The organism is Pseudomonas sp. Y5-11 (assembly GCF_022368695.1).
Classification (GTDB): Bacteria; Pseudomonadota; Gammaproteobacteria; order Pseudomonadales; family Pseudomonadaceae; genus Aquipseudomonas; species Aquipseudomonas parakoreensis.
Window position 1 is genome coordinate 3,952,647 of the sequence record NZ_CP058974.1, and the last position, 26,023, is coordinate 3,978,669.

The 26,023-nt window shown below is 57.1% G+C and carries 19 protein-coding genes and 1 pseudogene; 14 read left to right on the plus strand and 6 right to left on the minus strand.

The window, feature by feature from the left end:
• Positions 1 to 137: 137 nt before the first annotated feature.
• The 9 genes from HXW87_RS17420 to HXW87_RS17460 all read left to right on the plus strand — a co-directional run bounded on the left by HXW87_RS17420 (position 138) and on the right by HXW87_RS17460 (position 17,947).
• Positions 138 to 1,661 carry a hypothetical protein gene (locus HXW87_RS17420; RefSeq protein ID WP_023102079.1) on the plus strand — a complete coding sequence of 508 codons (1,524 nt, stop codon included), beginning with the start codon at positions 138 to 140 and terminating at the stop codon, positions 1,659 to 1,661.
• A gap of 12 nt (positions 1,662 to 1,673) precedes the next feature.
• Positions 1,674 to 2,174 (plus strand): hypothetical protein, encoded by a 501-nt coding sequence (locus HXW87_RS17425; RefSeq protein WP_004577312.1) that lies wholly within the window; start codon positions 1,674 to 1,676, stop codon positions 2,172 to 2,174.
• Positions 2,175 to 2,188: 14 nt separating this feature from the next.
• Complete coding sequence (locus HXW87_RS17430; protein WP_004577313.1) at positions 2,189 to 2,695, plus strand: hypothetical protein; 507 nt, start codon at positions 2,189 to 2,191, stop codon at positions 2,693 to 2,695.
• 3 nt (positions 2,696 to 2,698) lie between these two features.
• On the plus strand, positions 2,699 to 5,812 hold the full coding sequence (locus HXW87_RS17435) for an AAA domain-containing protein (RefSeq protein WP_239776982.1): 3,114 nt from the start codon (positions 2,699 to 2,701) through the stop codon (positions 5,810 to 5,812).
• A gap of 720 nt (positions 5,813 to 6,532) precedes the next feature.
• Entirely contained in the window at positions 6,533 to 7,819 is a 1,287-nt protein-coding gene (locus tag HXW87_RS17440; protein WP_228379868.1) for a Druantia anti-phage system protein DruA, read from the plus strand.
• A 255-nt stretch (positions 7,820 to 8,074) separates the two neighbouring features.
• Positions 8,075 to 9,505 carry a hypothetical protein gene (locus tag HXW87_RS17445; RefSeq protein ID WP_104443851.1) on the plus strand — a complete coding sequence of 477 codons (1,431 nt, stop codon included), beginning with the start codon at positions 8,075 to 8,077 and terminating at the stop codon, positions 9,503 to 9,505.
• Entirely contained in the window at positions 9,502 to 11,394 is a 1,893-nt protein-coding gene (locus HXW87_RS17450; protein WP_004577317.1) for a hypothetical protein, read from the plus strand. The genes HXW87_RS17445 and HXW87_RS17450 overlap by 4 nt, the downstream gene beginning before the upstream one ends.
• A gap of 158 nt (positions 11,395 to 11,552) precedes the next feature.
• Positions 11,553 to 12,422, plus strand: coding sequence for a hypothetical protein (locus HXW87_RS17455; RefSeq protein ID WP_049955556.1), 870 nt, complete (start codon positions 11,553 to 11,555; stop codon positions 12,420 to 12,422).
• Positions 12,423 to 12,439: 17 nt separating this feature from the next.
• Complete coding sequence (locus tag HXW87_RS17460) at positions 12,440 to 17,947, plus strand: DEAD/DEAH box helicase (protein WP_031642613.1); 5,508 nt, start codon at positions 12,440 to 12,442, stop codon at positions 17,945 to 17,947.
• A 454-nt stretch (positions 17,948 to 18,401) separates the two neighbouring features.
• Here the strand turns inward: HXW87_RS17460 and HXW87_RS17465 are convergent, their stop codons facing one another.
• From HXW87_RS17465 to HXW87_RS17485, 5 genes and pseudogenes are all read right to left on the minus strand, one after another.
• On the minus strand, positions 18,402 to 18,560 hold the full coding sequence (locus HXW87_RS17465; protein WP_156179934.1) for a hypothetical protein: 159 nt from the start codon (positions 18,558 to 18,560) through the stop codon (positions 18,402 to 18,404).
• Between the two features lie 610 nt (positions 18,561 to 19,170).
• Positions 19,171 to 19,491 (minus strand): hypothetical protein, encoded by a 321-nt coding sequence (locus HXW87_RS17470; protein WP_023102075.1) that lies wholly within the window; start codon positions 19,489 to 19,491, stop codon positions 19,171 to 19,173.
• A complete protein-coding gene (locus HXW87_RS17475) occupies positions 19,488 to 19,889 on the minus strand; it encodes a hypothetical protein (protein WP_004577320.1) in 402 nt (133 codons plus the stop codon). Before HXW87_RS17475 ends, HXW87_RS17470 begins: the two co-directional genes overlap by 4 nt.
• A 315-nt stretch (positions 19,890 to 20,204) precedes the next feature.
• A complete protein-coding gene (locus tag HXW87_RS17480) occupies positions 20,205 to 20,780 on the minus strand; it encodes an aminotransferase class III-fold pyridoxal phosphate-dependent enzyme (RefSeq protein ID WP_004577321.1) in 576 nt (191 codons plus the stop codon).
• A 21-nt stretch (positions 20,781 to 20,801) separates the two neighbouring features.
• Positions 20,802 to 20,972 (minus strand): annotated as a pseudogene (locus HXW87_RS17485) (aldehyde dehydrogenase family protein); the annotation flags it as partial.
• A gap of 56 nt (positions 20,973 to 21,028) precedes the next feature.
• Here HXW87_RS17485 and proX point away from each other — a divergent pair.
• From proX to HXW87_RS17510, 5 genes are all read left to right on the plus strand, one after another.
• Positions 21,029 to 21,634: a glycine betaine/L-proline ABC transporter substrate-binding protein ProX gene (proX, locus tag HXW87_RS17490; RefSeq protein WP_004577323.1), complete on the plus strand. Its 606-nt coding sequence runs from the start codon at positions 21,029 to 21,031 to the stop codon at positions 21,632 to 21,634.
• Positions 21,635 to 21,695: 61 nt separating this feature from the next.
• Complete coding sequence (pcaC, locus tag HXW87_RS17495; RefSeq protein ID WP_004577324.1) at positions 21,696 to 22,067, plus strand: 4-carboxymuconolactone decarboxylase; 372 nt, start codon at positions 21,696 to 21,698, stop codon at positions 22,065 to 22,067.
• A gap of 97 nt (positions 22,068 to 22,164) precedes the next feature.
• Positions 22,165 to 23,184: an aldo/keto reductase gene (locus HXW87_RS17500; protein WP_004577325.1), complete on the plus strand. Its 1,020-nt coding sequence runs from the start codon at positions 22,165 to 22,167 to the stop codon at positions 23,182 to 23,184.
• A gap of 450 nt (positions 23,185 to 23,634) precedes the next feature.
• Positions 23,635 to 24,036, plus strand: a complete 402-nt coding sequence (locus HXW87_RS17505) for a CidA/LrgA family protein (protein WP_004577326.1) — start codon at positions 23,635 to 23,637, stop codon at positions 24,034 to 24,036.
• On the plus strand, positions 24,033 to 24,755 hold the full coding sequence (locus HXW87_RS17510; protein WP_004577327.1) for an LrgB family protein: 723 nt from the start codon (positions 24,033 to 24,035) through the stop codon (positions 24,753 to 24,755). The genes HXW87_RS17505 and HXW87_RS17510 overlap by 4 nt, the downstream gene beginning before the upstream one ends.
• A gap of 14 nt (positions 24,756 to 24,769) precedes the next feature.
• Here the strand turns inward: HXW87_RS17510 and HXW87_RS17515 are convergent, their stop codons facing one another.
• The gene (locus HXW87_RS17515) at positions 24,770 to 26,014 is read right to left on the minus strand and encodes a malic enzyme-like NAD(P)-binding protein (protein ID WP_004577328.1); all 1,245 of its coding nucleotides are present in this window, start codon (positions 26,012 to 26,014) and stop codon (positions 24,770 to 24,772) included.
• Positions 26,015 to 26,023 lie beyond the last annotated feature (9 nt).

Here is a 26,023-nt window from a genome sequence, read left to right on the forward strand (position 1 = left end):
TGCGGAGGGCAAATGCGAGTCGATAGCCGTTAGCGGATGCTGAAGGCCCGAGTGCGAAAACCGCACCGGCAGTCCACAACATGATGCGATGATGCGGATGGCAATCTTTATCAGCCTTCAATGGACGGAGACGCTGCTTGCTCGATTTTCTTTCACGATTACTGAACGCGTTTGAGCCGTCTCTATCGGGGCGTAATTCTCAACCGGAGCGCACGCATCGCGCGGCTTCCCCCTCACGTCCTCCCAAGGGGCCGAGTACTTCGCTTGGTGCGGAGAACTGTGGAAGGATCGTTGCAGGTAGCGTTGTCAAGATCTTGCCGAAATCTGTATTGATACAGTACCAAGACACGACCGTACTGATTCCTCAACATGAATTGTTGAGCCCAAACGCCAAGTTCGAGAACCCGGTCAGTCTATTCAGCGTAGGCGACAATGTGGAGTTCGTGCTGACCAGCCGGGACCAGAGGGGCTGGCGGGGCAGCGTTCACGCGCTGACCGAGGCCCGGCTGCGTAACGCTTTGGGCAACCTGCAGCCAGGCACGGCAGTGCGTGCGCGGGTCGAGCGTTTTGATGATCGAGGCGCCTGGCTGTTGGCTGGCGCGCTTGTGCTCCGGGTGCCATTGGCCGAGATCAGTTGGAGCTGGATAGATCATCCTTCAGAGGTGCTGGACCTTGCTCAAGAATACATTGTGCAGATCAGTACTATTTTGCTTGAGGAAAATTGGCTGACGGAGAAGCGTGCTCGCAACGGGCGTGTTACTGCCAGCATCAAGGCTTGCTTGCCACAGCCTGAGTCGCCACGAATCACGTTGTATTTCAAAGCAACCGAGTTTCAGGTGCGCACGTTCGCGCGGGTCCCCAGACGCTGCGACGCGGTTGCACTGTTCGCACTTGAGGCGTTGAACCAGCATTTGAGCGTGAGTGAAATCGCCGAACTGACTGGCCTTCCGTTGGTTTCAATCCAGGAGATTGTGGCGTTGCTTGGAGAAGAGGGGCTGGCGGCCGGTGAGACCATCACTCAATCAGGCGAGCGATTATTAGCAGGCGTGGCTACTTCAAAACTGCTCAATGACTCTGGCGTCGCTGGATTGTTTGCAAGCGCGGCACCTGCAGAGCAGCAAGTTCATCCCATTGACGCTGTGGCTCAAACGTACCCTCGACATTTGCCCACCCCAGTATTCAGCCACAAACAACAGAGCCGTTTCATGCGATTGAGGGGGGACGAGTTGCCTGATGGTCTGCTGCTCCGCGCTCAGATCGGCGAGGTGCAACGTGAACAGCTTACGGCCATGCTCCGCAACCCCCATGTCCACTTGTTCCTGTCGCATACCCCCAACTGGAGAGCCTTGAAACTTGAGGTATCCCAGCATTGGGTGCTCGCAGGGCTGTGGAAGAGTTTTCACGCTGTAGGGCGACCACCGTTCAGGCCACCTCCCAAGGAGAGAGGGTGTGACGCGTTGCTCATGGTGCGTTATCGGGATTCAGCGCAACAGCTCTACTGGGAGCCTGCAACGGGCACGCTCTGGGCGCCGCGCGAGGGCGGCGTCAAGGCCCAGGAGGCTTCAGTGTGTGCGGAGGATTTCATTCAACACATGCCTGACGACATCGCTCAGCGCTTGGCAAAGGCAGGCCCTGGTACATGGTGTTGGGTTCAGCTTTGACGTGGAAGGACTATGGGCACTCAGTTACCAAGGCATGCGTTCTACTTTACAAAAACCTTCATCTCGGCGGCCAGTCGACATGGCATTGCGGGAGGCCTGAAGAAAGCCACTGCAGGCGCCAACCCGGTGCTCATGAGCATTGAAGCAGCATCAGCGGTACTCGGGGCGATCGACTCCTACTTGACTTTACGCCAAGCCCAGGTGCACCGCGACGGCTTGAAGGCTCTGATCCCCAAGGAGGAAAAGCGTCTGGAGCTTGAGCGTGAGGCACTTGCCCAGGATATTGATCTGGCGCGAAGGGAGATGACACAAGCAGCCGCTGTTCGTCAGGTTGTGGGGCGGATGACGCTGCGTTGCGTTCAACTGACCCGCCATTGCCTGGATGAATTGGCGCTGATCAGGAAAGGCGACCTGCCTGATGTTCAGTCATTTGAAACGGCTCTGGAGCGGTTAATGGAGGCTGATCAAGGCTTGCGTCGTAGCGTGGAATACTTCAACACCAGTGTTGCTTGACCGGAGTCTCAACCATGACCAATGAACGATTCAAACTACCCGCCAGTCTTGCCAAGGCTACACCCCGCAGCAAGTCCACCAACGGGGGCAATGATGCCCTCGACCTGGCCAAGGAGCAGACGCGCCAGGCGCGGATCAAGCGTGATACCGCCATGAGTGGCGATCGCGCCCAAGTGCTTACCGAGGGTATTGGTCTACTTCGTGATCTGGTTGGTGTATTGCATTCGGCGGTGGAACTGCACAAAACCTCTATTGAATGGAAGGGACGCGTAAGCCTGGCCGAGGCGCAAGTGCAACATGCACAAAAAGAGCTCGAAAAAATCCAGGCGCAGAATGCGCCCGAGCTTCAGCGGTTGAACCAAGTTGACGATGTGCTCAAGCCCCTTCTGAGAGTATTCGAGAAGCTTGAAGCCGTCATGGATCCGTCCTTGATCAACGATGATCACCAGCGCGAGGTGCGGGCGAGCATGGAGGTTCTGGTAGGTCGCCTGGTCGAATTAGTCCAACCAGGGAAACGCTGATCAATGTTCATGCTACTGCTGGCTGGCATCACTCTGACTTCCACTGCCATCAGTTGGTGGAATGGGAAACGTCTGGATGATGTAAATACTGAGATTGAAGCATTAGAAGCTGAACTGGCTGCTATTCATGGTGCACATGAACGCAAAACTGCTGCGCTGATTCGTCCCTACCTGGTTCAACTCGTGAAGATGTTTGAAAGAGAGTTGGCGATGCGGTCCGAAATCGCCAGTGAGTTGGAACGGGCGCACGCACGGGCCAGACAGATACTGAAAGCCCGCTTTGGCGCGCGTGAATCAGCTAGCTTCCGTCAGATGATGCTTGAAATTGAGCTTGCCCGGGGGCGCGTCACAGCCGAACGCGCCTACCTTCAAACCACCGCGCAGTATATTCGCACCTTATTTGGTGAGGTGCCCGCACAGTTGCCGACCGTTGCCTGGCTGGAAATGCCTGCGGACTACCCTTGCGAGGGCGCCGTGATTTCGTTGCCACACGGTCTACGCGGGCGTCTGCAGAATTATACCGTCGAGGCCGAAGCGTTTGATGGTCGAGGAGTATTCTATGCGATTGATCATGAAGCACGCTTCGCCCGCATTGGCAGTGCCAAAGTGAAATTGTTGGATGCAGCAAGAGGCAGCAGTGGCGAGCCGTTGACAGCGACAGTCGTGCGCCTGGATAACAATGAGGCCCAGTTGCAGATGCAGGATGCCACCTTGCGTTTGCCACTTGGCAGGCAGGAAGGGCAATGGATTAAACCAGGCGCGGAGTTGGAAGTATTTGCGGACGGCTGGACGCTCACCGACGTGCTCGGTGATTCGCGGTCCCACAGTTTGCCGGTGAGATTGCACCCTCGTATCTCAGGCCTGGAAGAGTATTGGTGGCCAGTCGCCCTGGGCATCTGTGATGAGCACATCCCCCTGATCCATCAGATGTGGGACTATTTTCAAACACCGGCAATCCAGGATAGGCCTTGGCACATTTATGAGAATGATGACGGCCGTCTTGTCTTTCAGTTGGGCCGTTATGCCCTAGTCACTGAGGCCGATGCCGAGCAGCGATGTTTTCGGTTGCTGGACGCGCTTGAGGCTCGTGAGTCGCCTGAAGACGTTTTGCGGTGCTACGTGGCCCTTACCCCCGTCCTCATAGGGAGTACGGATGAAGAGTTGGCCAACCGCAATCGTTTCCAGTCCTTTGTGTGTGCCTTGAATGAAGAGCGCCTTGGCCAGCGCGAGGCTGCCCGTCAACGACAGGTTGCCCTGCATTTACGCAAACTCTCGTTGGTGTACCGTGAGCAGCAGCTCTACCTGGAGCAAAGTGCAAGCTGTGGTTTTCTTCCCGGCCAGGTCGAGGAAAACGGGCGTAAGGTGACAGGCTTGCTCGGTTCCCAAGGTGTTCCTGGCTGGTTGAAGGACGCGTTGGGCGAGCAAGGCTCACCTCGCCTACGAGCAGTCGGGCGAGATCGTGTATGGCCTCTGCAGTCGTTCAAGCTTTTGGATGCCCAACTTGGTATTTGCGAATTCATCCTGGACACGCATAAGCGGATGAGCGAAGCCGAGATCAACCCTTTCGATTTGTTTCGGCTTGAATTGGTCAGGGAGGGCAATCAAAAAGAAACGCTATCCAAAGCTCTTGAGAAAGCGATCACTGGTGATTTTGTGGCACCCTCGGTTCACAACGCCATCTTTACACTCAGCCCGGAGCCTGGCGAGACGTTGAATCTGGGGCAGGACGCTGTGCTTCAAGTATTGGCGTCGCGCGAGCCCGTAGTGGCGGTGTGGGGACCTCCAGGTGCCGGGAAGACAACCACGCTGGTTCAGTGGCTCAAGACACTGTTCCCGGAACAAGCTCCCCACCTCTGGCCGCGTATCCTGATTACCGGCCCTACTCACGTCGCGGTGACCAAGCTGATCGAGGATCTGCTTGAGGCAGCAGAGTATTTGCGGCCAGTTACAGTGCGTTACGGAAAACAGGACAAGATTAGTGAAGCGCTTGAGCCCAATTGGCATCAAATTAAAGTCGATGCTTTGAGCGCGGGAGATGCAGAAATCAGTCCTCAATTGCACGAAGCTTGGCTGTCTCTGCTGAAGTCGCGCAAGGGGCGTGAGGCTGCTAGCCGCTGGACATTCCGTGACAAATTGATCCACGGTGCTACCTGCACGGGCATGGCGCGTACTGATTTCGCCTTGTTGAAGGAACCTTTCGATTGCGTGATTGTGGACGAAGCAGGCAAGGCCTTTGCTGCCGAACTGATGATCCCGGCGGCCATTGCTCGGCGGGTAGTCCTGGTCGGGGATCACAACCAGTTGCCGCCAACGGTGACCACTGATGTGCTGGATGAGCGCATCGGGTATACGTTGCCGCTGGCGGAGGTCGAAACCCTGCTGCGCAAGAACTTTTTCCAGGAACTGTATGAGGGGCTAGGACCGCAAGCCAAGGGCATGCTAACCGTGCAATACCGGATGCATGAAAACATTGGTGACCTAGTCAGTACTCTGTTTTACCAGAAGCAACTGACGTCTCATCGCAAAGCGGGGAACTGGTCCCTGACCGATGCCCGCGCACTGTTTGTAGATTTCTCCAAGATGCAGAATTACCGGCATAGGAAGGCAGGTACGGGAGACACGCCTAACTCGTTGGTCAACTCCACAGAGCGCGCCGCGCTCTATCAATTGCTCAATGCTCTGCACAAAAGGGTTAGTGCAGCGAGAGTCTCCTTGAAGCTGTTGGTTATCTGCCCATACAAGGGGCAACTGGAAATTGTCACGCGTGATACGGCGGATAAGCACTATGCGTTCCAGTTGTCCGTTGCAACTGTCGATGCTGTACAGGGGGGAGAAGCTGACATGGTGATCCTGTTGATGACCAGAGCAAGTGGGGACACCCAGTTTCTCTTGGATCGCCATCGATTGAATGTGGCGCTCTCCAGAGCGCGTGACTCAGTCATCATCCTGGGGCACCTAGACTGTCTGGCAGCCGGCGGCGCGGGACCGATGGCAGAACTGATCGCGGCGGGGCGCGCCAAGAACAGCCTGAAGGTCATCTCGCTTCCCGACGGAGCAAAGTTTTCGAAGGATCTGGTGCCGGCGGTGTTCCCAGTGTCAACGGCTTCGGCGATTTGATGTAGCCGTTCGGCCAACACACTTTCCGATGCCCCCGTCGAAGGCCATGGTATTGCCTATTGGGGACTCATTATATGGTCTGGGGAGGTCTGCGAAACCCAGGGGCTATTCGCCCTGATCAAAGCGCGGACACTGCTGGAGCATGTCGAACAGTTCCGGCTGGCCGCAGGGGAGGCGGACCGAGCAGCACGATGTCGTGCAGCAGCGCTCGTTGCGTTGCGAGGTCGGCCTGGCTGGCGCTAGTGAGCAGTGTGCTGCTGGCTGTACACGTGCCGACACGCTTGCTGAGCAATTCGAACGTTGCCCATCGCTTTGGCGGGTAGGTGCTTCGCGTCCGCCTCGTCAAGCTGGGGCGAAAGCCCTGTGGGCGGCGGAGTGAGAACGCTGGGCAATTACCGCTTGGTGCGGCAGCTCTGGGTTGCGTTCAAGATCTGGATGAGGCGTGCCTCAGGATGGCCTTGGTCGGGGCGGTCGATCGGGCTGATTCCGGCGCTACCCTTATCGTCTCGGCAATGGGGCAGGAGAATGGTTGCTCCATTCTGCATACAGGCGAACTCGGTGCCGGTAATGTCAGTTTGCCTGTACGCCTCTTCATAAAATGGCGGGGGCGGTGTAGGATCGGACCTCGTGCGGCAGTGACCCGTATTCCCCCTCGACGCGCGGTGCTTTTGGCGTCTGTGCGCATTACTTTTGAGGGCGGCAGAAGCGAAACAGCATGGCTTGTATTTCGCCTACCTCGTTGAGATAAACTCCAAGCAGGGATGCAACAGTATGCCAACCGGCAGTGCGATTATTATTGGAGTTAATCCGAGAGAAGCGAATCTCAAGCGAAAAGTGCGAGAGCATTTGCACCAGCTAGGTTTCACTAAAACCCAGGAAGGTGCTCTTTGCCCACCTGGAAATGGCAAAGAGGCGATCCGCGCATTGCATGGGGCCCAACGAGAAGAACGGCTCTCCGCCAGTGAAGCCTTCGTTGTACGCAGCGGCGCCAAGCTAATGCAGTACTTTGCCGATGGCCGAGAGGTGGTGCCAGAAAAAATTTCCCCTGTTCTTGAGCGCGTCTCGTCAGGTACGTGGCAGAGCGAACTCTTTCGGCTCGCATCGTTGTCGTGGTCTGTGCCCGTGTCCAATGGTTTTGGCAGGCGCTTGCGTTACCTAGTCTGGGACCAGGCGAATGGCAAACTGATGGGGTTGATCGCCATAGGGGATCCGGTTTTCAACCTTGGCGTAAGAGACAAATTCATCGGCTGGAATACTAATGACCGAGCTGCCCGACTGGTCAACCTGATGGATGCATATGTCCTTGGCGCGATCCCACCCTATAACGCCTTGCTGGGCGGTAAGCTGATTGCTTGTCTCCTTCGCAGTCGGGACATTTATGATGATTTTGCCAGTGCCTACGGCGGGTCCACCGGCATTATCTCGCAGGCGGAAAAAAATGCGCGTCTGTTGGCGGTCGTGACGACCTCATCCATGGGGCGCTCCGCGGTCTACAACCGATTGAAGCTGGGTGGCACGCAATACCTCAAGTCCATTGGCTTTACCGGCGGCTGGGGCCATTTCCATATACCCGACTGGTTGTTTGTTGAGCTTCGAGATTATCTCCGAGATCTCGATCATCAATATGCAGACCAGCACGCCTTTGGCCAAGGTCCTAACTGGCGGTTGCGCACCACGCGAGCGGCGCTTAAGGCGCTAGGATTCAAGGACGACCTCATGCGCCACGGCATCCAGCGTGAAGTATTTATTTGTCAATTGGCAACCAACGCCGCGAAGCTTCTCCACAGCGGCAGCGGAAAGCCGGATACCCAATCACTGTTGTCAGTCCGTGAAATCGGTGAGTTAGCACTGAATCGGTGGTTGATCCCGCGTTCAATGAACAGGCCTGACTTTCGCTGTTGGAAATCTACGGATCTCATCCACCTCTACGGCCATCAGGCACGGCTTTTCGCGGCTCACGGTCATTTAGCCACTGAGCCGCGGCGTATTATCAGTTTGCGCGGATGAATGCGAAGGGTATGAGCGATGGATTACGCCATAGATCGAGTGACGAATAAACCGGTTACCGCAGATTTAGCGACACGCTCCGGATATTATATTTGTTCTTTCTGCCGCATGCGGGTGGGGCTTCGCTCAGGGCCATCGCGGAAAAACTACTTCGCCCACTGGCGTGGCGTGTCCTCCAGTTCCTGCGCTTATTTCATGTCCGGGCCACTGAGCCATGTCAACTCTGATAAGGCTCAACCAGCATCGATGCGGCAGATGGATCTGCGCTTGATGATAAAAAAAGGTGAGAACGCAGGGGCGTGGTGGATTGAATTAGTCTTGCCTCCCTGTCGTACATGTCACGCTTACATCAACCTCGATGTCGGCGGCAGGGTGCAGAAGCTTAATATGCGCGGGATGGGCTCAGGTTTCAGGGTAACCGCAGAGCCCACAGCAAACGACTACAAAATCATTTCCTTCGAAGGCAAGCCGGACCCTTTGTTCGTATCAGGCGTTGCCAGGACATGCCCAGGCCTATCTGCGGTGGGTGCAGCCGTGTTCACCGCCATTGGTCGGGATGGCGACAGCGGCTTCCCCCGCGCGCAGGTGTTAAGTCGCTCCGAGACTTATGCCCTGTTATGGTCAGTACCGGCGACACCAGTCTTCCCTGAGGAACTGCTGGTGGACAGGTTCAAGTCAAGGCATGGATGGCAGTTGGCCCTGGTAACGGTTCCGGATACCCCGTCAGAGGCCTGCATAAAGTGGTTGGAAGAATTTACCCAACTGAGCGTTATGCCTGCGACACCCTCGATCACAACCATTTGGCCGTTCCTTACCCGTTACTCCAGCATCAATACGGTTGAATACATCGAGTCTGAAGCGGTCATCCTCGCCGCTCACCGGATGCCGGGAGGAGCACACGACGGCGGGCCAACCTTGCAAGCCGTTAACCAGAATGATCGCATTTCTGTAACGGCGCCCGATCGGTCACCTGCGCTATTCACTGTGATACGCGAAGGAAGCGATGATTTCAGGATCGGAAAAACCGGGCATCCGGATGTCGATAAGTATTTTTCCAAGAATAATTCGCTGGCGCGAAGCTACAAACACCCTACGGTAGACTTGGTTTTCATTGACGATAAAGGGGAACGTGTTGTTGCCCCATTGCACCGCAGGGGATGCCAAACCTATGTCATGGCGACGAGAGCACAGGAACTGTGTTTCGATTCTCTGGCAATGCCGATGGGCACCAGGGGAAGGCTAGAGGCTATTTCACCTAATGGGCATAGGGAGAGCCGGCACCTTGTGTCTAGCGACGTGACGGATGACCACACCTCGCAGAAATGCCAGTTGTCCCCTGCGTTGAATAGCCTGCTCAAACTTTATATCACCGACCCCAAATACCAGATCTACCTGGATTTCGGCGGGTTCGGACGGTTGTCCATCGGCGCTACGCAGCCGATGGACAACCCAACAACCGTACTGCTTTCGCTTGGGCGGTCTTTAAGATTGCGCCTGCGTTGTTTTCTATCTCAGCTACACGCTGGCGGAGCGATTGCACTCTCTGGCAGTGACCAAGGGTTGGTCAACGCCTTCTTGGCCGCGCGTCCCAATCCGGGACTGGTACCGAATTATCGGCAATTGGCGGCTGATGTGCGTGCACGTGGATTTGATATTCGATCTTCAGGAGATGGGGTCTCGCGATGAGTTACCTGTACAGCCAAGAGGCAAGAGAGCGGATCTCGGCGCTCGGAACAATGATGATTACCGAGTTCATCGAAGAGGTACCCCATGCCTTTCGCAAGTCGTTCTTTGATCGTCAAGCCTCAATTCCCGGCTTTAGGCGAGGATCCCCACCTGAATTCAAGGAAAAGCAGAGGCGCTTGATCGGGCATCTGGCGCATCCACAGCCCGGACATAAAAGCGAGGCTGACTGGCAAGCCTTCGCTAGCCTGTGGGTAGCGTGGGCCAAAAGCCGCTTGGACAGTGCCTTTCCCACCGCAGACACCTCCCCCCAATTGGCGGATGCGGGTGCTGGCTTCTTCAAGCGCTTAGCCGAGTTGTATCCTGATGCCTCAAGGGAAACGGTAGAGCGGCTGGCGACGTACAGTGGTTTCGCCGAAGATCCTGCCATGCAGGCCGCCCTGAATAGCTTTCATCCGGCTTCCACCCTCGCCAGGGATCGGATGATTGATGGTTTGCCGGGCCGTTTGGATAAAATTGAGGGTTATTTTGACTTAGCTGAAACGGCGGCCGAGGAAATCGCCGAGCGCATTGACCAACTTGAACTGACGGCGACAGTAACCACCGAAGCGGTTGAGCAGATGACGGCCAACCTCAGTGGTGTTCACAAGGATATCGCTGAGTGGCGTACCGCACTGCAAAGCGTCGATCTGCGCTTGGAGCAGGTAAGCGAACTGGCTCAGTCAACGGGTAGCGCGCAGCAGGAGGCGTCGACAGCACTGGCTGACTCAGACGTGCGCGGCGAGCTCATTTCGGAGAGGGTAAGCGCCCTAGCTGCCCAGGTAGAGAACTTGGTTGCCGAGCGTGCGCGGGTTTTAGTGCTCGAGGAAGCACTGGCGATCCTCAACGCCCGGGGTCTCGACTGGGATGCCGCGGCAGCCAACCTTGCTTCACTGCACGCGCGCGTCAACACCCAGGAGTCTCGAGTCGTCGGACCGAGCCATGAAGTCGGGGGTCAATCACGCGTCCGCTTGATCGAGAACGAAGCAACAGGTCCGTTCGTCGAAATAAACTCCATAGAAGTTGCCTGCCAGGTCATTGCCAACAACCTTCAGGCAAGCGGCGTAGTGAAGCGCGAGGCCAACAGCTACGCGCGGCATATTTTGGCGGCAATCATCTGCGGCCAACTTATTCAGTTCAAAGGTTCAACCGCGGATTTAATCGCAGATGCGGTCGCAGCAGCGGTAGGAGGGGCGATCTTCCATGAGTGGCGAGTTCCCGTAGGGCTAGTATCAGAGGACGCAGCGACAGATTGCCTCGAAGTGGTAGCCGAGTCGTCTGGATGCTTGTTGCTCAAAGGCGCGAACAGGTCGGCATTCGAGGTGTATGGCAGTGCCATTCGCGATGTTGTGGCACGTCGTCAGTTCGCCACGAGTGTTAACAGTCGCTTGGTTCTGATTGCGTCTTGGACCCACGGCCCTGCGGCGTTTCCGGACGGCGGGACGCTGTCAGAACTCGGGCCGGTGTTTGATACGGACGAGTTTGCTATGCGTGGGTTATCGGCGCAGATGCCGTTAATGCAGTTCGGCCAACTGACCGTGGATGATTGGAAAGCCCTGCACAACCAGGCTGAAAACACTCCATTGGCACTGCTAAGCACGCTGAGGGAGCGTCTAGGGCAGGTGGACTTTGCTCCAGGGAACCTGTGGCTCAGGATCGCTGACCGAGCGTACGCTCAATTGCGACTAGTATTGCAAGGTCCTTCTGAGCGAGCGCTTCACACCGTGATGAAGCAATGGGCACTGCCATGGGCTCAATCACTCGGGGGGCCAGTAGAGGCGCTTACCCGCAGCACGACCGAGTTACTGAGCGACATCGACGCGGACGCCGTGCACGCGGAGAGTGTTGAGTGAAGTGGGTGGGGGTTAATCGCGACGCCACCCGGAAAACCTTGGCCGCCGCTTTGGGCTGCAGAAACGACGGTGAAGGATTAAGGGTCGCAGCAGTAGCGGAGTGCTTGCGGGCTGCATCCTATCTTTGTTCCGCGCCCAGGAATGACCGGGAAGCTTGGGTGCCTGCGACCACGCTCAGTTTGACAAGTATAGTCCGCCAGCGTTTGACGCCTCTGTGGCCGACTCTCGACGACGAACACGCTGCTGAACCAGGTATCAAGGCGATTCTGTACAGTCTGGGTGACCTTGGGGATTTGGTGCGACTCGACGGCGGACGTTGGTTAACGCCTTCACCCCAGGCGGTCAGACTTGGGGACAAGCAGGCAGTGATCATCGGCGGGGGGCCCGCACAAACCTTTCCCTGGCCAATCGCGATGCGCGGGGCAGGGCGGGTCAGACTAGTCAACGTCGATGCCTGCGCGGAACGGATTGACCTCTGGGAGCCAAACGAATGGATTGGCTCCCCCATCGAAGGATTGCAGGCGTGGTCGACCCAGTTGTTAACCAGCGCCAAAGAGCAACTGGCGCCCGCGACGACTGAATTAGCGGACATTTCAATTCGGACCAGTGGTAAATGGATCGCGCTGTCTGCTTGCGCGACCGCCGAAGGGCTCTTCCTCGCCAGATGCCGTACAGGTCTACGGTTTGAGTATTTTGTGGTCCAGGTGTCGCGGGGGTGTCTGCGGCAACTGACGGGACTGCGACCGCAACAGGCGAGGCGCTTGCAGTTTTATTTCGACGTGCAAGCCGGTCATCCCATGAAGGTTGAAGCGCATGTGTCGCAAGTACATGTTCGACTGCGCCTGCATCGTTACCTGCCACGGGAAGAGACAAAAGCGCTGCTACTGGGCTGGCAACTGCCGTCACTCGGCGGCGGCGTAGGGACGACCGACTATGTGATACCACGTGAGCTGTTTCCGCTCGTGCGCCAAGCACTTGCAGGGTTGAGCGTGGAAGTGGCTGAGCGCCAGTTTGCCGAGGGAAGTTAATAATGGGTGGGATTTCTATGAATGAAGCATCTGGTGTTCATGAGACTGCGAAAAGCCTGGCGGATAGTCTTCGACAATATATCGAAGCTCAATACCATATTCGCGATGAAGGGCTCGTGAGAGAGCGCCACGCTCTTCTCCTAAGTTCTGAAACGATTGTCCAGACGCCTTATGTGGAAGCGACCTCAGTCTACAAAATTGGAGATCCGTTCAACCGACTTCCCATTCCCAAGGTCGCCGCCGATATGCTCACCCAGTTGTCGCTCATGGGGCTCGGGCTTTACCCTCGGCCCTACGAGCACCAATCGCAAGCGCTAACTGCGTTTCTAGGTGACGAGGCTGCAGATTTAGTTGTCGCAACAGGTACCGGTTCCGGCAAAACCGAAAGCTTTCTTATGCCAATTATTGGTCAATTAGCCATTGAGGGACAGGAACGGCCCGACTCGGCGCAACTGCCGGGTTGTCGGGCACTGTTGCTTTATCCGATGAACGCCTTGGTTAATGATCAATTGGCGCGAATCCGTCGCCTAGTAGGAAACACTGACGCATCGTCGATCTTAACGCAGACTCGTTCCCACCCGATCCGCTTCGGCAGTTATACCGGGCGCACCCCCTACCCGGGAGAGCGCTCCAAAGAGCGTGACGAGCGCTTCATAGAGCCGCTGTTTGAAGAGTTTTATAACAAAGTCGCCGAAAAGCCTGCCGTGAAAGGTGAGCTCGTGAGGATTGGGCGCTGGCCAAGCAAGGATTTGGTAGGTTTCTATGGCGCTGCAGCCATCGAAACGAAGACCTACGGATCGGGTAAGAAAAAAGGCGACAATTTCACCAAAAAAAACTGGACCGGTCGGCTTCAAACCCAGCCTGGCGACCGCGAAATGATGACTCGCCATGAAATGCAAGCACGTTGTCCCGAGTTATTGATTACTAACTACTCCATGCTCGAATACATGCTCATGCGGCCTATCGAGCGCGACATCTTTGATCAGACGAAGGCATGGCTCAAAGCGGACTCGCGTAACGAGTTTATCCTCGTGCTGGATGAGGCACATATGTACAGGGGGGCCGGGGGGGCCGAGGTGGCCCTGCTGATCCGACGTCTCTGCGCTCGGCTCGATATTCCACGAGAACGCATGCGCTGCATTATGACCAGTGCGAGTCTGGGACCTGCTGAAACTGCGGCAGTCGATGGCGAGCGCTTTGCGCGGGACTTGACCGGTTTGGCTGATACATCACCACGGCGCGTCAGGGTAATCCAGGGGACGCCGGAGGAACGTTCCGCATCACAGGCAGCGCCAGCAGAACAACTCAATGCGCTGGCGGATTTCAATTTGGCGGACTTCCAGCGCTCGGCCGATGACCTCGTCGCGGCCACCGAGGCCGCAGCGCAACTGGCACGACGGTTGGGCTGGAGCCAACCGCCGAGTCAGGACCATGCCGCGTTTCGCAACTGGTTGTTTGAACGTCTCACGGGGTTCGAACCGCTGGAAAACTTGATTACCGCTGTATCGGGTCGCGCAGTTCGCTTAGATGAGTTAAGTGATCTCCTGTTTGGCAATTACCCAGCGGTCGACGCACAAAAAGCTACCGACACGCTTTTGGCGCTGGGGAGTTACGCACAGCGGAGCACGGATGGCCGGGTCTTGCTGCCGACTCGCCTGCACCTCTTCCATCGGGGGTTGCCAGGGTTGTTCGCTTGCGTGAACCCTACTTGCTCCAAGCGCTTAGGTGATCACGACGGGCCCACGATTCTCGGCCGCCTGTATACGAAACCCTCGACCCAGTGCGGTTGTAAGTCCAATGGACGTGTGTATGAACTGCTTACGCATCGTGATTGCGGGGCAGCTTTCTTGCGTGGTTTTGTGAACGAGGAGCAGAACTTCGTTTGGCACCAGCCCAGCGGTCCATTTTCAGATGGTGCGATTTCTGCGCTGATGCCGATAGAGTTGTGCGTTGAGGATGCCACTCATCCCCGCAGTCGTCACATCGATAAATGGTTACACATGGCCAGCGGCATCCTCACGGATGATCAGCCGAGAGACGAAACCGGGTTCCGTAGGGTCCGCGTACCGGACAAGGCGGCAGACGCAGGTGATCTGACTTTTGATCATTGCCCTGTCTGCACGCGTAAGATTAGAAATACCAAAGATGATCCATCGAAAATCATGGATCACCTTACCAAAGGGGAGGCTCCGTTCACTGCGCTCGTTAGGACGCAAATGGCGAAGCAGCCTGCCAGTCGAGCCAAAGATGCCCGGCATCCCAATGCAGGGCGAAAGGTTTTGATTTTCTCGGATGGTCGACAAAAGGCCGCTCGACTAGCGCGTGACATTCCGCGCGACATTGAACTTGACGTGTTTCGGCAGGCTGTCGCCTTGGCATGTCAGAAACTGAAGGACTTAGACAAACCCGCCAAACCCGCCGGCTTGCTTTACTTGGCATTTCTTTCCGTGTTGACCAAGCATGACCTCCCTATGTTCGATGGCGGTGATTCAAGACGAGTTGAGAGCGCACGCAAGTTATTTGATGACAATTATGACTCTGACTTGGCGGAAGCCATTGAGGCGAATTTTTCACTACAAGAGATTCCGGCGCGCTACCAAATTGCCCTTCTTAAATTGCTTTGTGGCAACTACTACTCACTGTCCGGAACCATGGTCGGTTTCGTTGAGCCAACGCCTCTGAAACTTAGAAAGTTGAGGCAGCACCTGGTGAATGCCGAGCTTGCGATAAGCGAAGCGAACGTCCGCGAGTTGGCCGTAGGTTGGATAGACTCGATGCTGCAAGAGTACGCATTCGATAGATCGATTGAGTCAGCCTACCGCTACAAGGCTGCGGGCTACTCGAAACCGGCATGGGGCAGCAACGGTCAATTTGGTAAATCGCTGAAAGAGAGCCTGATCAACCATTTCGGTTGGTCGAGTGAGGTGGTTCAGCGCGTTGAAGCGATCTTCCGAGATCAGTTGGCAGAGGAGGACGATGGTCACTGGTTCCTGGTGCCTGACTCCCTAGCCATTGTCGTCGACTTGGCGCATTGTTGGGCGCAATGCGCTGACTGCACAGCCCTGATGCCCTTCGCTTTGGCAGGTAAGGTTTGCCTGGCGTGCGGCAGCGACGCGGCGTCCTCCATCGATCCGATAAACAGCGATTACGTCACGGCTCGCAAAGAGTTCTGGCGACTTCCGGTGGCGCGCGCCCTAACACCAGGTGCAGAGCTATCCAACATGAGCGTCGAGGAACACACGGCGCAGTTGTCGAACCGTGACCGCAGTCGAGTGCATGCCACCACCGAACTCTACGAAATGCGATTCCAGGACGTGCTTATTGAGGATCGGGACCGCCCGATTGACGTGCTCAGTTGCACAACGACGATGGAGGTAGGGGTCGACATTGGCTCGCTGGTAGCGGTGGCGCTGAGGAACGTTCCTCCGCAGCGGGAAAATTACCAGCAACGCGCCGGCCGGGCAGGGCGGCGCGGTTCGTCGGTATCCACCGTCGTAACCTATTCACAGAATGGACCACATGACAGCCACTACTTCTTGAACCCAGCGCGTATCGTGGCGGGCCCCCCACGTACACCGGAGGTCAAGATAGACAATGCGAAAATCGCGCGCCGGCATCTTCACGCGTACCTGATCCAGACTTTCTTCCATGAAATCATGGCGCAAGGCACTGGCGCGTCGACTGAAAAAACCTCGTCGTTGCTCAAAGCGCTTGGTCCGACCGAGGATTTCTTCTGCAGTTCCGACCAATCCGGCCCGAACTTGAAGAGCTTTGAGGCTTGGGTGACACGTCGGGTGCTCGCCAGCGACGGCGATCTCCGAGAGTCAATTGTGGCTTGGCTACCGCCGGGGTTGGATACCCGCGGCCTTTCGTTGATGGAGTGGTTAGCCGCGACCAGTCAACGCTTACTCGTGGAACTTAAGAAGCTTGGTTCAACCATCCAGGTGAATGCCACGCATGAGGAAATCGCTGGACAAGAAGCCCAGGACATTGAAAATCCCTCATCAAGTATCGAACAGGCGGAGCTTCTGGAGTTTCTGTTCTATCACGGATTGCTCCCCAGCTACGCGTTTCCGACCAGCTTATGCAGCTTCCTAGTAGAAAAGCTGACTAAAAACGCGCGAGATCGTTGGGACGTGCGCACGGTGCAACGACCGCAGCAGTCGATTATCAAAGCGTTAAGCGAGTATGCCCCGGGGCGCCTCATCGTTATTGACAAGAAAACCTACCGTTCGGGAGGCGTCTTTGCAGATCTACCGCCGGGAGTTGTGAATCGTGCGGGCCCGCTCTTCGAGAACGCCAAACCGCATACACACTGTAAAGCCTGCTCGTTTGTGCGTGACCCCAATCGGTCAGCGAAGGAACAAACGGGTTGTCCCGTCTGCGGCCAACAGTTGATAACTGAACTGATGATTGTGCCAGAAGTTTTCGGGCCGGAGAGCGCCGCTGACTTGCCAGATAATGACCGTGAGCAAGAAATCACCTACGCGACGATGGCCCAGTTGCCACAACCCGTTGATCCGGAGATTTTCAGTTTTTCCGCATGTGGTCCCTACGCGAGCTTTACCCATGCGGTAGACCGCACGCTCGTCACCGTCAACCGAGGCAAGGAAGGCACAGGCGAGGGTGGCTTTTCAGTCTGCATGGAATGCGGCAATGCCTCGGTCTTCGATCAGGAGGCAAACGCGGGGGCCCATGAACGTCCATACAAACAACTCGGTCCAAAAGGAACACCGCCGAAGTGCTCTGGTAAATTCGCACGCGTGTTGCTAGGCCATGACTTCGATACGGACCTTCTCCTGTTACGCCTCAAAATCGCCTCGCCAATTGTTACCGATACGGTCAACGGGGTGGTGTTGCGCATTCTCGAAGATGCCTTGCATTCGCTTGCAGAAGCGCTGCGGCTAGCGGCCAGTCGGCATCGGCAATTAGATCTGGACCCTGCCGAATTCGGCTCTGGCTTTAGGATTGAACCCGCGCTGCTGGATGAGGCTCGCATCCTGGATGTATTTTTGTATGACACGTTGTCAGGGGGGGCAGGGTACGCAGAGATTGCAGCTCGACACATGGAGGAGGTTTTGGACGCGACTCTTGAGCTGTTAGAGAACTGTACATGTGAGAGCTCCTGCACAGAATGCCTCAATCACTTCCATAACCAACATCTTCAACACCGCCTTGATAGACATTTGGCTTCGATGCTCTTGCGGTACGCCATACGAGGAGAGGAGCCGGCATGTTTGCCGGCGACGGGGCAGATGGTGAAACTGGCCCAGCTTCGAGCCAGCCTTGAGTTAGCAGGGTATGCCTGTAGGGTTGGCTCGATTCCCTCTGCTCCCTTGCTGGTTGACCGAGAGGGTAAAACGGTAGCGGTGGGCTGCTACCCGGGGCTCATCGATAGTCTGGAGCGCCAGCAACCCATTGGCGGCACTGCAGGAGTTCACGCAGTGATCGGGCTCAACGAGTACCTGCTACGCTCGGATCTGGCGAACGCCCAATTGAAGGTACAATCGCTGTTTAAATCGTAGGTGGATCTGTTCTAGTTTTGAAGTTCAGTTGCCCGGCCAGTCACTCCCCGTGACTGGCCGGGTCGTTTTGAGCGTACGCTCAACCGCCAGTTCTGGCCCTCACGGCTTGTTGGCGATCGTTACGGAGGTCTTTTCTGCAGTCTCATTCATCGCGCCATACTGGCTCGACAACTGCTGCTGGAACGCAATGTTTGCGCCCAGGACGAGCAAGCTGTCTCGCGGTTAGGGACAGTTGTTTCCGGATAGGCAGGATCCAGCTACAGAGCGCATCTGAAGCAGGTGGACGATCAAGAGAAAGCTGCCAACACCGACCAGATCTGCTAGCAAATTGCTATAGGCGGACGTGAAAGGGACCCCGTTGCTGATCGGATCAATGACTACCTCATTGGCGATCGAGAAAACCACTGTCCAGCACCCACCTGCCCATGGGCTCCACGGAATTCCTTGCTGCAGGTCACGGCGAATACCCTGGATGCAGGTAGTGGCAGGCGTCGTAGCTAAGTCGGATCAGATCGACGCCGAAACGTTGGACCAGTACGAACACCGCGCATACCAACAGGAACGCGGTGATCGGAATACCCGCGTACTGAATCGCCCCTGGTTTCCTAGACACCTCCAAGCCTCATAATTGCCCAAATAGGAGGAGCCATGAGTCGTCAATGCCCGGTGCGCATCAGAGAGTTAAGGCATTACTTGAAGGAAGCACACCCCTGAAGCGCTCATGAGATCATAAGGATCAGGCTCAGCTGACTACCTTAGAGGTGGTCAGTTGAATCTCATTAAACGTAGCATCCTTTCTTGCCGACCGAAGCAATCGCGGATCGCGTGCGTCAGGCCCGTTTAGCATGCGTGTCGCTGTCACTCGTGCAATGAAGACGGCGACTATTTTGATGCCGACTGGGCGAAATCGCTGCCCGTTGATTTGAACGCAAGAGGACTCATCAGTTGGAGATGCCGCCAGGGATCATCGCGTCATTACTGATGTGCGACTGATCGGACGTTGCGGCCCGCTAAGCTAGAGTGAAAAACAAAAGGCTCAGTAGCAACGACCCCGCCTTCTTTGTCTGGCGGACAATGTGGAACGGGTTTCAGGTGAGTGCAAAACAGCGCTGGTTGATCAAGGTTGGACCTATAGCTCGCTGGTGATACTCCGATTCATCGGTTTCGAAATAAAGCGCGAGTTCGATCCTGCCCAATGTCCTGCGCGCGCTCTTTTCATGTATTCACCAGAGACCTCGAAACTGATTGATATCTGCTGTTTGTGAATAACGATACTCCTCAGGTGAAAAGCGTCCCTGTGGACCAAACAGTAAATCGGCCGTTAGATTTTCGAGATAGGTGATCGCCGCCGGTTGCGCATATCGCATAAAGTACTCGCGCTGTTCCGCAGATAGACAAGCTCGGTGTTTCAGACATGTTCTCACCATTTCCGCCAGTACATAGCCGCGTATGTCGTATCGCTCATCCATGGCGCAAAGGATGGTTCGATAGCATAAGTGATAGTTCGGTTTCTGGCCGGTCTGTAGGTAGGCGTCGTTACTCATCCTTGGCTCCCGGCCTGCCAGGAGGCCAGAAATTGCAGCACCTGCTCAGCTTGGCCCTGACTGACCAGTTGTTCCGCAGTTCGCCCTTCGAAAGTTAACAATTGATCTTGGCGGAACCAGCCAATGGCTTGCTCGACAGTAACTCCGGTCTCAGTCACCGTCAGAACCACCCGTAGGACATCTGTTATGAAGCGTAGCGCTGCTTCGGAGTCAGGCATGGTTGCACCATCTGACTGGCTTTGGCGATAAGTAGTGAGGTAAACGTCAAACTCAGCTGGGTTGAGGCCAAAGACCTTGGCGTAACGCTCCCCTGGAGAGGTTGTCCCTTTCGTGTTGCATAGGTAATCAGCCAGTTCTGCAGCCGACAGCGCGGTTAACTGAAATGCCTCTTGGTTCATGACTTGTTCCCCTCGCGACCTTTCGTTAACAGCATGCCCCCAAATCAACAGTAAGCAAAGCCATAGCTTTGTGGTTTTTATGGTCGACGTGGCAAGGGCGGTCGTTCAGCGGAATCGTATGTACGTCACGGATGTGGAGCTTTCAAGCAACGGCTTGGAATCCCCCAATGACACAGTAGACACAGAAAGGGCCAGGTTGAACGACTAAGGCCGCGTGATGGCGGTGGGCGGCCTGGAACTAATGTTTAGGGAATGTGCGGCAGGGTCGATTTGGGGGATTGACTTACCGCTTTTTGGTCTTTTCAGTTCTGATCACTAGTAGTGGTGCGCAGCGCCGGTTCGCAAGATACCGGAGACCGGCAGGTCCATGAAGTCGTGGTAGAACGACATACCGGTCATGGACCCCGAAACGACTGAGCAGCCGTGGTAACCGCGATCACGGGAAATGATCTTTTTCTTCTTCGGCAGACCACGCAGGTTGTTGTAGTACCACACCAGCTTGGCTTGGGTTTCGTTGGCGTCGGAGCCCGACAGGCCGTAAAACACCTTGCTCATCTTGCCCGGGGCCATTTTTACCAGCCGATCGGACAGCCGCGCCAACTCGTCGGTGGTGTGCGCGGCATAGGTATGGTAGTACGCGAGCTTGTGGGCCTGGCGGGAGATGGCTTCGGCTACCTCGGTGCGGCCGTAGCCGACGTTCATGCAATACAAGCCGGCGAAGCCGTCGATGTACTCACGGCCGGTCGCGTCTGTGATGGTGATACCTTTGCCGGTCTCGACGATTGTTGGGTCTCCCAGTTTCCCGGAAGCGAAGTCCTTCAGGTGGGTGAACGGGTGCAGTACCGCGCCACGATCCTGGGCCGAAATGAGGTCGATCTTTTGCTTGTCCATGGTTGTTCTCCTGTTATTTGATCAAAGGCCGCCGACGCAGACGTATTTGAGTTCCATGTACTCGGCCAGGCCATGTTTTGAGCCTTCCCGGCCCAGGCCGGACTGTTTCCAGCCACCGAAAGGAATCGGTGCGCCGGTGAATTTCGGCGTGTTGAGCGCGACCATGCCGTACTCCAACTGCTCGGATACTTGATCGACAAGAAGACCGCACTGGCCAACTGGCCAACAACATCACCACCCTGGAACAGTTGAAAGATCCGAAGGTCGCCGCGTTGTTCGGCTCCAGTGGCAAGGCCGAGCTGACCAGCTGCGACCCGGCGTGGAGCTGTGGCAAGGTGATCGACTACCAGATGAAGGCGTTCGAACTGACCGGCACGGTGCGCCAGGTGCGTGGCAAGTACGAGGCGCTGATGGCCGACGTGGTGACCAAGGTCAAGGGCGGCAAACCGGTGTTCTTCTATGCCTGGAGCCCGTCGTGGGTGACCAATGCGCTGGTACCGGGTAGCGACGTGCTGTGGCTGCCTACGCCCAAGGACGCGCTGCCCCCGGACATTCCCAACGACGGCTCGGCGCTGGTCAAGGACGTCGAGGGCTGCGCCGGCGATGCCAACCCGTGCCGTATGGCCATGGGCTCGTGGAACTACCACACGGTGGCGAACAAGCAGTTCCTCGCCGACAACCCGGCGATCCGGCAACTGATGCAGCAGGTGCATTTCCCCACTGCCGTGTGGTCGCAGTGGGAGGCAGCGATCGGTAAGGAGGGCGGCTCGCCGGAAATGATCCGCAAGCTCGCCGACCAGTGGATCGGCGCCAACCAGGCGCAGTTCGATCAGTGGATCGCCGCGGCCAAGTGACAGTCACGCCGGGGCGGCTGGCGCCCCGGCACTTATCCAGTATCGAAACGGAGAACCTTGCATGAATCAGGAACTGTTTGAACGCGGGCTGCAGACCCGTCGTGAAGTGTTGGGCGACGCCTACGTGGACGCCGCCCTGGCCAACGCCGATGAGTTCGGCATGCCGATGCAGGAACTGGTGTCGCAATACTGCTGGGGCGATGTATGGAACCGGCCGGGCCTGGACCGGCGCACCCGCAGCCTGCTTAACCTGGCGTTCATGACTGCGCTCAACCGGCCCCACGAGCTCAAGCTTCACATTCGTGGCGCGCTGAACAACGGGGTGAGCAAGGACGAGATCCGCGAGGTGTTCCTGCAGGCGGCGATCTACGCTGGGGTGCCGGCGGCAGTGGACAGCTTCCGCTGTGCCCGTGAGGTGTTCCAGCAGGGTTGATGCCCTGGCACGGGGCTCTCGCGTCAGCGCTATCGCGAGTTCGCCCCGTGACTCAGCCGCTGCAGGCACACTTCCAACCCTCCCCACGGTGATATTCATGGACTACCGCTACTTGGGCCACAGCGCCCTGAAGGTCTCCCCCTTGTGCCTGGGTACCATGATGTTCGGCGGCGCGACCGACGAACCGACCGCCCAGCGCATCATTGCCCACGCCCATGCCCAGGGTGTCAACTTCATCGACACCGCCGACGTTTACACCGGCGGTGCCGCCGAGTGTATCGTCGGCCGGGGCATCGCCTCCCAGCGCGACGACTGGGTGCTGGCCAGCAAGTTCGGCTCACCCGTCGATACTGCCCCGAACCGCCAGGGTCAGTCGCGCAAATGGATCAACCAAGTCGTCGAAGCGAGCCTCAAGCGCCTCGGCACCGACTACCTCGACATCCTTTACTTCCACCGTGCCGTTCCCGGTGTGACCTTGGAAGAAGGCGTGCGCGCCGTCGGCGACCTGATCCGCCAGGGGAAGGTACGTTATTTCGGGGTGTCAAACTTCCGCAGTTGGTACATTGCCGAAGTGGTGCGTCTGGCCGACGATATGGGCCTGGACCGGCCGGTGGCCAGCCAGCCGCTGTATAACCTGGTCAACCGCAGCGTTGAGGTCGAGCATTTGCCTGCCGCCCATCACTACGGTTTGGGTGTTGTGCCTTACAGCCCGCTGGCGCGGGGTGTTCTGACCGGCAAGTACGCTCCAGACGGCCCGCCACCGTCGGACAGCCGGGCAGGGCGCGGCGACCAGCGCATCCGCCAAACCGAATGGCGGCGCGAATCCCTGCACATTGCCCAATCGGTCGCCGCCCACGCCGCCTCGCGCGGCACCAGCAGCGCTGCCTTTGCTCTGGCCTGGGTCCTCAACAACCGCTGCGTGAGCTCGGTCATCGCCGGGCCTCGCACCGAGGCGCAGTGGTACGGTTACCTAGAAGCATTGCAGGTGCGTATCGAGGAGCAGGACGAGTGCTTCGTCGACAGCCTGGTACCGCCCGGGCATTGCTCCACGCCGCACTACACTGACCCTAGCTACCCGGTCGAGGGGCGTTTCAGTTCTCCCTTGCCTCGGCGGTAATGTCCCGCCGATCGTAAGCTTCACTTGGATGGCGAGCAGACCAACTTGCTGGCGCTCAATGCCGATATTGACGCTACCCGGCCAGGCCACCGAGGCCGGGGTATGAGGCGAAGTAGGGCAGCAAACAGGCGATTGGCCAGCGGGCTGTGGTGGTAACGTTCAACCCTGCAGCGTTGCCATTGAAAGGTCAGAAAGCGTGCTCGCCAAAGTATCCATGTCTTCTCCACAGCGGATACCCATTCAAATACCCTTTCCGCACAAATCATTTGCCAGTCGGGTGGTTTTCAGCGCGCCCCCGAAAGGCCAGCATGACCTCGTCGGTCCTTCCAGATGCAAAGGGGAACGGGCCATGTTCTGACTCTGTTCGGTCCATTGTACTGGTCTTCAACCTCTGGGTGGCTCAGGTTTTTAGACTGGTCGCGGGTCGCAACACCTTAGACTGAGGTTCATATGCCCGCTGCTTTCGCCATGCTCATCGGTGCACAACTGCTGGGGGAAATTGCCCGGCGCCTGTTCCATCTGCCGTTACCTGGGCCAGTGATTGGTATGTTCCTGCTCGCAGTGGCACTGGTCACTTTTGCCAACCATTGGATTGTCCCAAGTGATGGGGCACCGGCGCCGTTGACGCAAGTGGCGCAGTCGCTGATCGGTAACATGGGATTGCTGTTTGTACCGGCTGGCGTAGGTATTGTGGCCGAGTTGGGTGTACTCGAGCGAGACTGGATACCGATTGCGGTCGGCCTTCTAGTTTCTACACTGCTTGGCCTGGTGGTCACTGGCTTGGTGATGCATCACCTGACGCGTCTGGCTGAACGGCGTCAAGCATCGGCGAGTGAAGAGGATCGGGCATGATTAGTTCATTGCTTGCGTTATGGACACCATTGGCAGTCTCTCCTCTGTTATGGCTGTCGCTGTCGTTGTTAGCCTTCGTGGTCGGTCAACAGGTGCAACGTCGATGTGCAGGGGCCGCCTGGGCGAATCCCGTGTTGATAGCCATCGTATTGATGGTCGTGGTACTGCAAGCGACCGGGACCGGTTACGACACCTACTATTCTGGTGCGCAATTCATCAATTTCCTCTTGGGACCAGCAACTGTCGCACTTGCGGTACCACTCGCACTTAACCTCAGCCATGTGAGGCGCAGCTTGAGTGGGGTAGGGTTGGCCCTCCTGGCCGGTTCGCTCACCACGACGCTCAGCGGTGTTGTGCTGGTCTGGTTACTGGGAGGGGATCGGAGTGTGGCGCTTTCTATGGCACCCAAATCGGTCACTACGCCAATCGCCATGGCATTGTCGGAGGAGGTTGGTGGAGTCCCCGCACTGACCGCCAGCCTGGCCATTGCCGGGGGAATCGTAGCCGCAGTCTTGGGGCGGAGTGTGTTGGGTTGGCTACGTGTCGACGACTGGCGTGCCCATGGGCTGGCTGCTGGGGTCGCCGGCAGTGGGGTAGCCGCCGCGCAGATTGCTCCGCTCAGTGGGTTGGGGGCTGCGTTCGCGGCGGTCGGCATTGGCCTTAATGGACTGTTGACCGCAGTGATCGTCCCCCTGATCAGTTCCCTGTGGCCTGCCTGAGTGTTGCTTTACCCCTATACGGGGTAATGCGCCGGGTATGGCAGGCGGGCAACGCCTGACTCGACTGCAGCCTTGGCAACTGCGCTCGAAATCGCTACCAGCAAGCGGGCATCCATCGGTTTGGGCAAGATGTAATCCCGGCCAAATGCCAGACTGTCCAGTTGATAGGCCTGCAGTACGTCACTTGGGACCGGGGTTTTGGCCAACTGTCGCAGTGCCTCTACCGCCGCAATTTTCATCGCTTCATTGATATGTCGAGCCCTCACATCCAGGGCACCACGGAAGATGAATGGGAAGCCCAGCACGTTATTCACTTGGTTGGGGTAGTCAGATCGACCGGTGGCGATGATCAGATCGTCACGCACGGATTTGGCCAACTCAGGGCTAATCTCTGGGTCAGGGTTGGAGCAGGCAAACAGGATTGGCCTCGCTGCCATATTGCCGAGTGCCTCAGGGGTCAACAGGTTCGCACCAGAAAGACCCAAGAATACATCGGCGCCTTGCAAGGCCTCGTCCAGGGTGCGTGCTCCTGAGTCATTGGCGAATGCCAACTTGTGCGGATCGAGACCTTCACGACCAGAGTGGATCACGCCTTGACGGTCCAGCATATACAGCTTGTCGCGACGGGCGCCGAGTGCAACCAGCAGGTTCATGCAAGCGGTTGCTGCCGCACCGGCACCAAGACAAACGATGCGAGCGTCCTCTAAGCGCTTGTCCTGGATTTCTAGCGCATTGAGTAGACCGGCCGCAGTCACGATCGCCGTACCATGTTGGTCGTCGTGGAAGACAGGGATGTCGCACAGCTCAATCAATTTCTGCTCAATCTCGAAGCAGTCCGGCGCCTTGATATCTTCAAGGTTGATGCCACCGAACGTGTCGGCTATGCGTGCCACGGTATCGATAAACGTCTCGGGCGTCGTGGCCTTGACCTCGATATCTACCGAATCGATGTCCGCAAAGCGCTTGAAGAGCAGTGCTTTACCCTCCATCACTGGCTTACTGGCCAGCGGGCCGAGGTTGCCGAGGCCGAGGATCGCCGAACCGTTGCTGATAACGGCGACCAAGTTGCCCTTGCTGGTATAGCGGTACGCATCATCTGGGCAGGCAGCGATAGCCCTTACTGGCTCGGCGACGCCTGGGCTGTAAGCCAAGGCAAGATCGTTGGCGGTGTTGGCCGGCTTACTCAGTTCGATACGGATTTTCCCTGGCGTGGGATGTTCATGATAGTCCAGGGCTGCTTGCTTGAAATTGGAGGTCATGGGTTCTCA

Excerpts from the sequence above, each read along its gene's own strand:
- HXW87_RS17470 (WP_023102075.1), bottom strand. The coding sequence starts at position 19,491 with ATGAGTAACGACGCCTACCTACAGACCGGCCAGAAACCGAACTATCAC.
- HXW87_RS17475 (WP_004577320.1), bottom strand. The coding sequence starts at position 19,889 with ATGAACCAAGAGGCATTTCAGTTAACCGCGCTGTCGGCTGCAGAACTG.
- HXW87_RS17480 (WP_004577321.1), bottom strand. The coding sequence starts at position 20,780 with ATGGACAAGCAAAAGATCGACCTCATTTCGGCCCAGGATCGTGGCGCG.
- HXW87_RS17510 (WP_004577327.1), top strand. The coding sequence starts at position 24,033 with ATGATTAGTTCATTGCTTGCGTTATGGACACCATTGGCAGTCTCTCCT.
- pcaC (WP_004577324.1), top strand. The coding sequence starts at position 21,696 with ATGAATCAGGAACTGTTTGAACGCGGGCTGCAGACCCGTCGTGAAGTG.
- HXW87_RS17425 (WP_004577312.1), top strand. The coding sequence starts at position 1,674 with ATGGGCACTCAGTTACCAAGGCATGCGTTCTACTTTACAAAAACCTTC.
- HXW87_RS17515 (WP_004577328.1), bottom strand. The coding sequence starts at position 26,014 with ATGACCTCCAATTTCAAGCAAGCAGCCCTGGACTATCATGAACATCCC.
- HXW87_RS17450 (WP_004577317.1), top strand. The coding sequence starts at position 9,502 with ATGAGTTACCTGTACAGCCAAGAGGCAAGAGAGCGGATCTCGGCGCTC.
- HXW87_RS17460 (WP_031642613.1), top strand. The coding sequence starts at position 12,440 with ATGAATGAAGCATCTGGTGTTCATGAGACTGCGAAAAGCCTGGCGGAT.
- HXW87_RS17445 (WP_104443851.1), top strand. The coding sequence starts at position 8,075 with ATGGATCTGCGCTTGATGATAAAAAAAGGTGAGAACGCAGGGGCGTGG.
- HXW87_RS17500 (WP_004577325.1), top strand. The coding sequence starts at position 22,165 with ATGGACTACCGCTACTTGGGCCACAGCGCCCTGAAGGTCTCCCCCTTG.
- HXW87_RS17505 (WP_004577326.1), top strand. The coding sequence starts at position 23,635 with ATGCCCGCTGCTTTCGCCATGCTCATCGGTGCACAACTGCTGGGGGAA.
- HXW87_RS17430 (WP_004577313.1), top strand. The coding sequence starts at position 2,189 with ATGACCAATGAACGATTCAAACTACCCGCCAGTCTTGCCAAGGCTACA.
- HXW87_RS17435 (WP_239776982.1), top strand. The coding sequence starts at position 2,699 with ATGTTCATGCTACTGCTGGCTGGCATCACTCTGACTTCCACTGCCATC.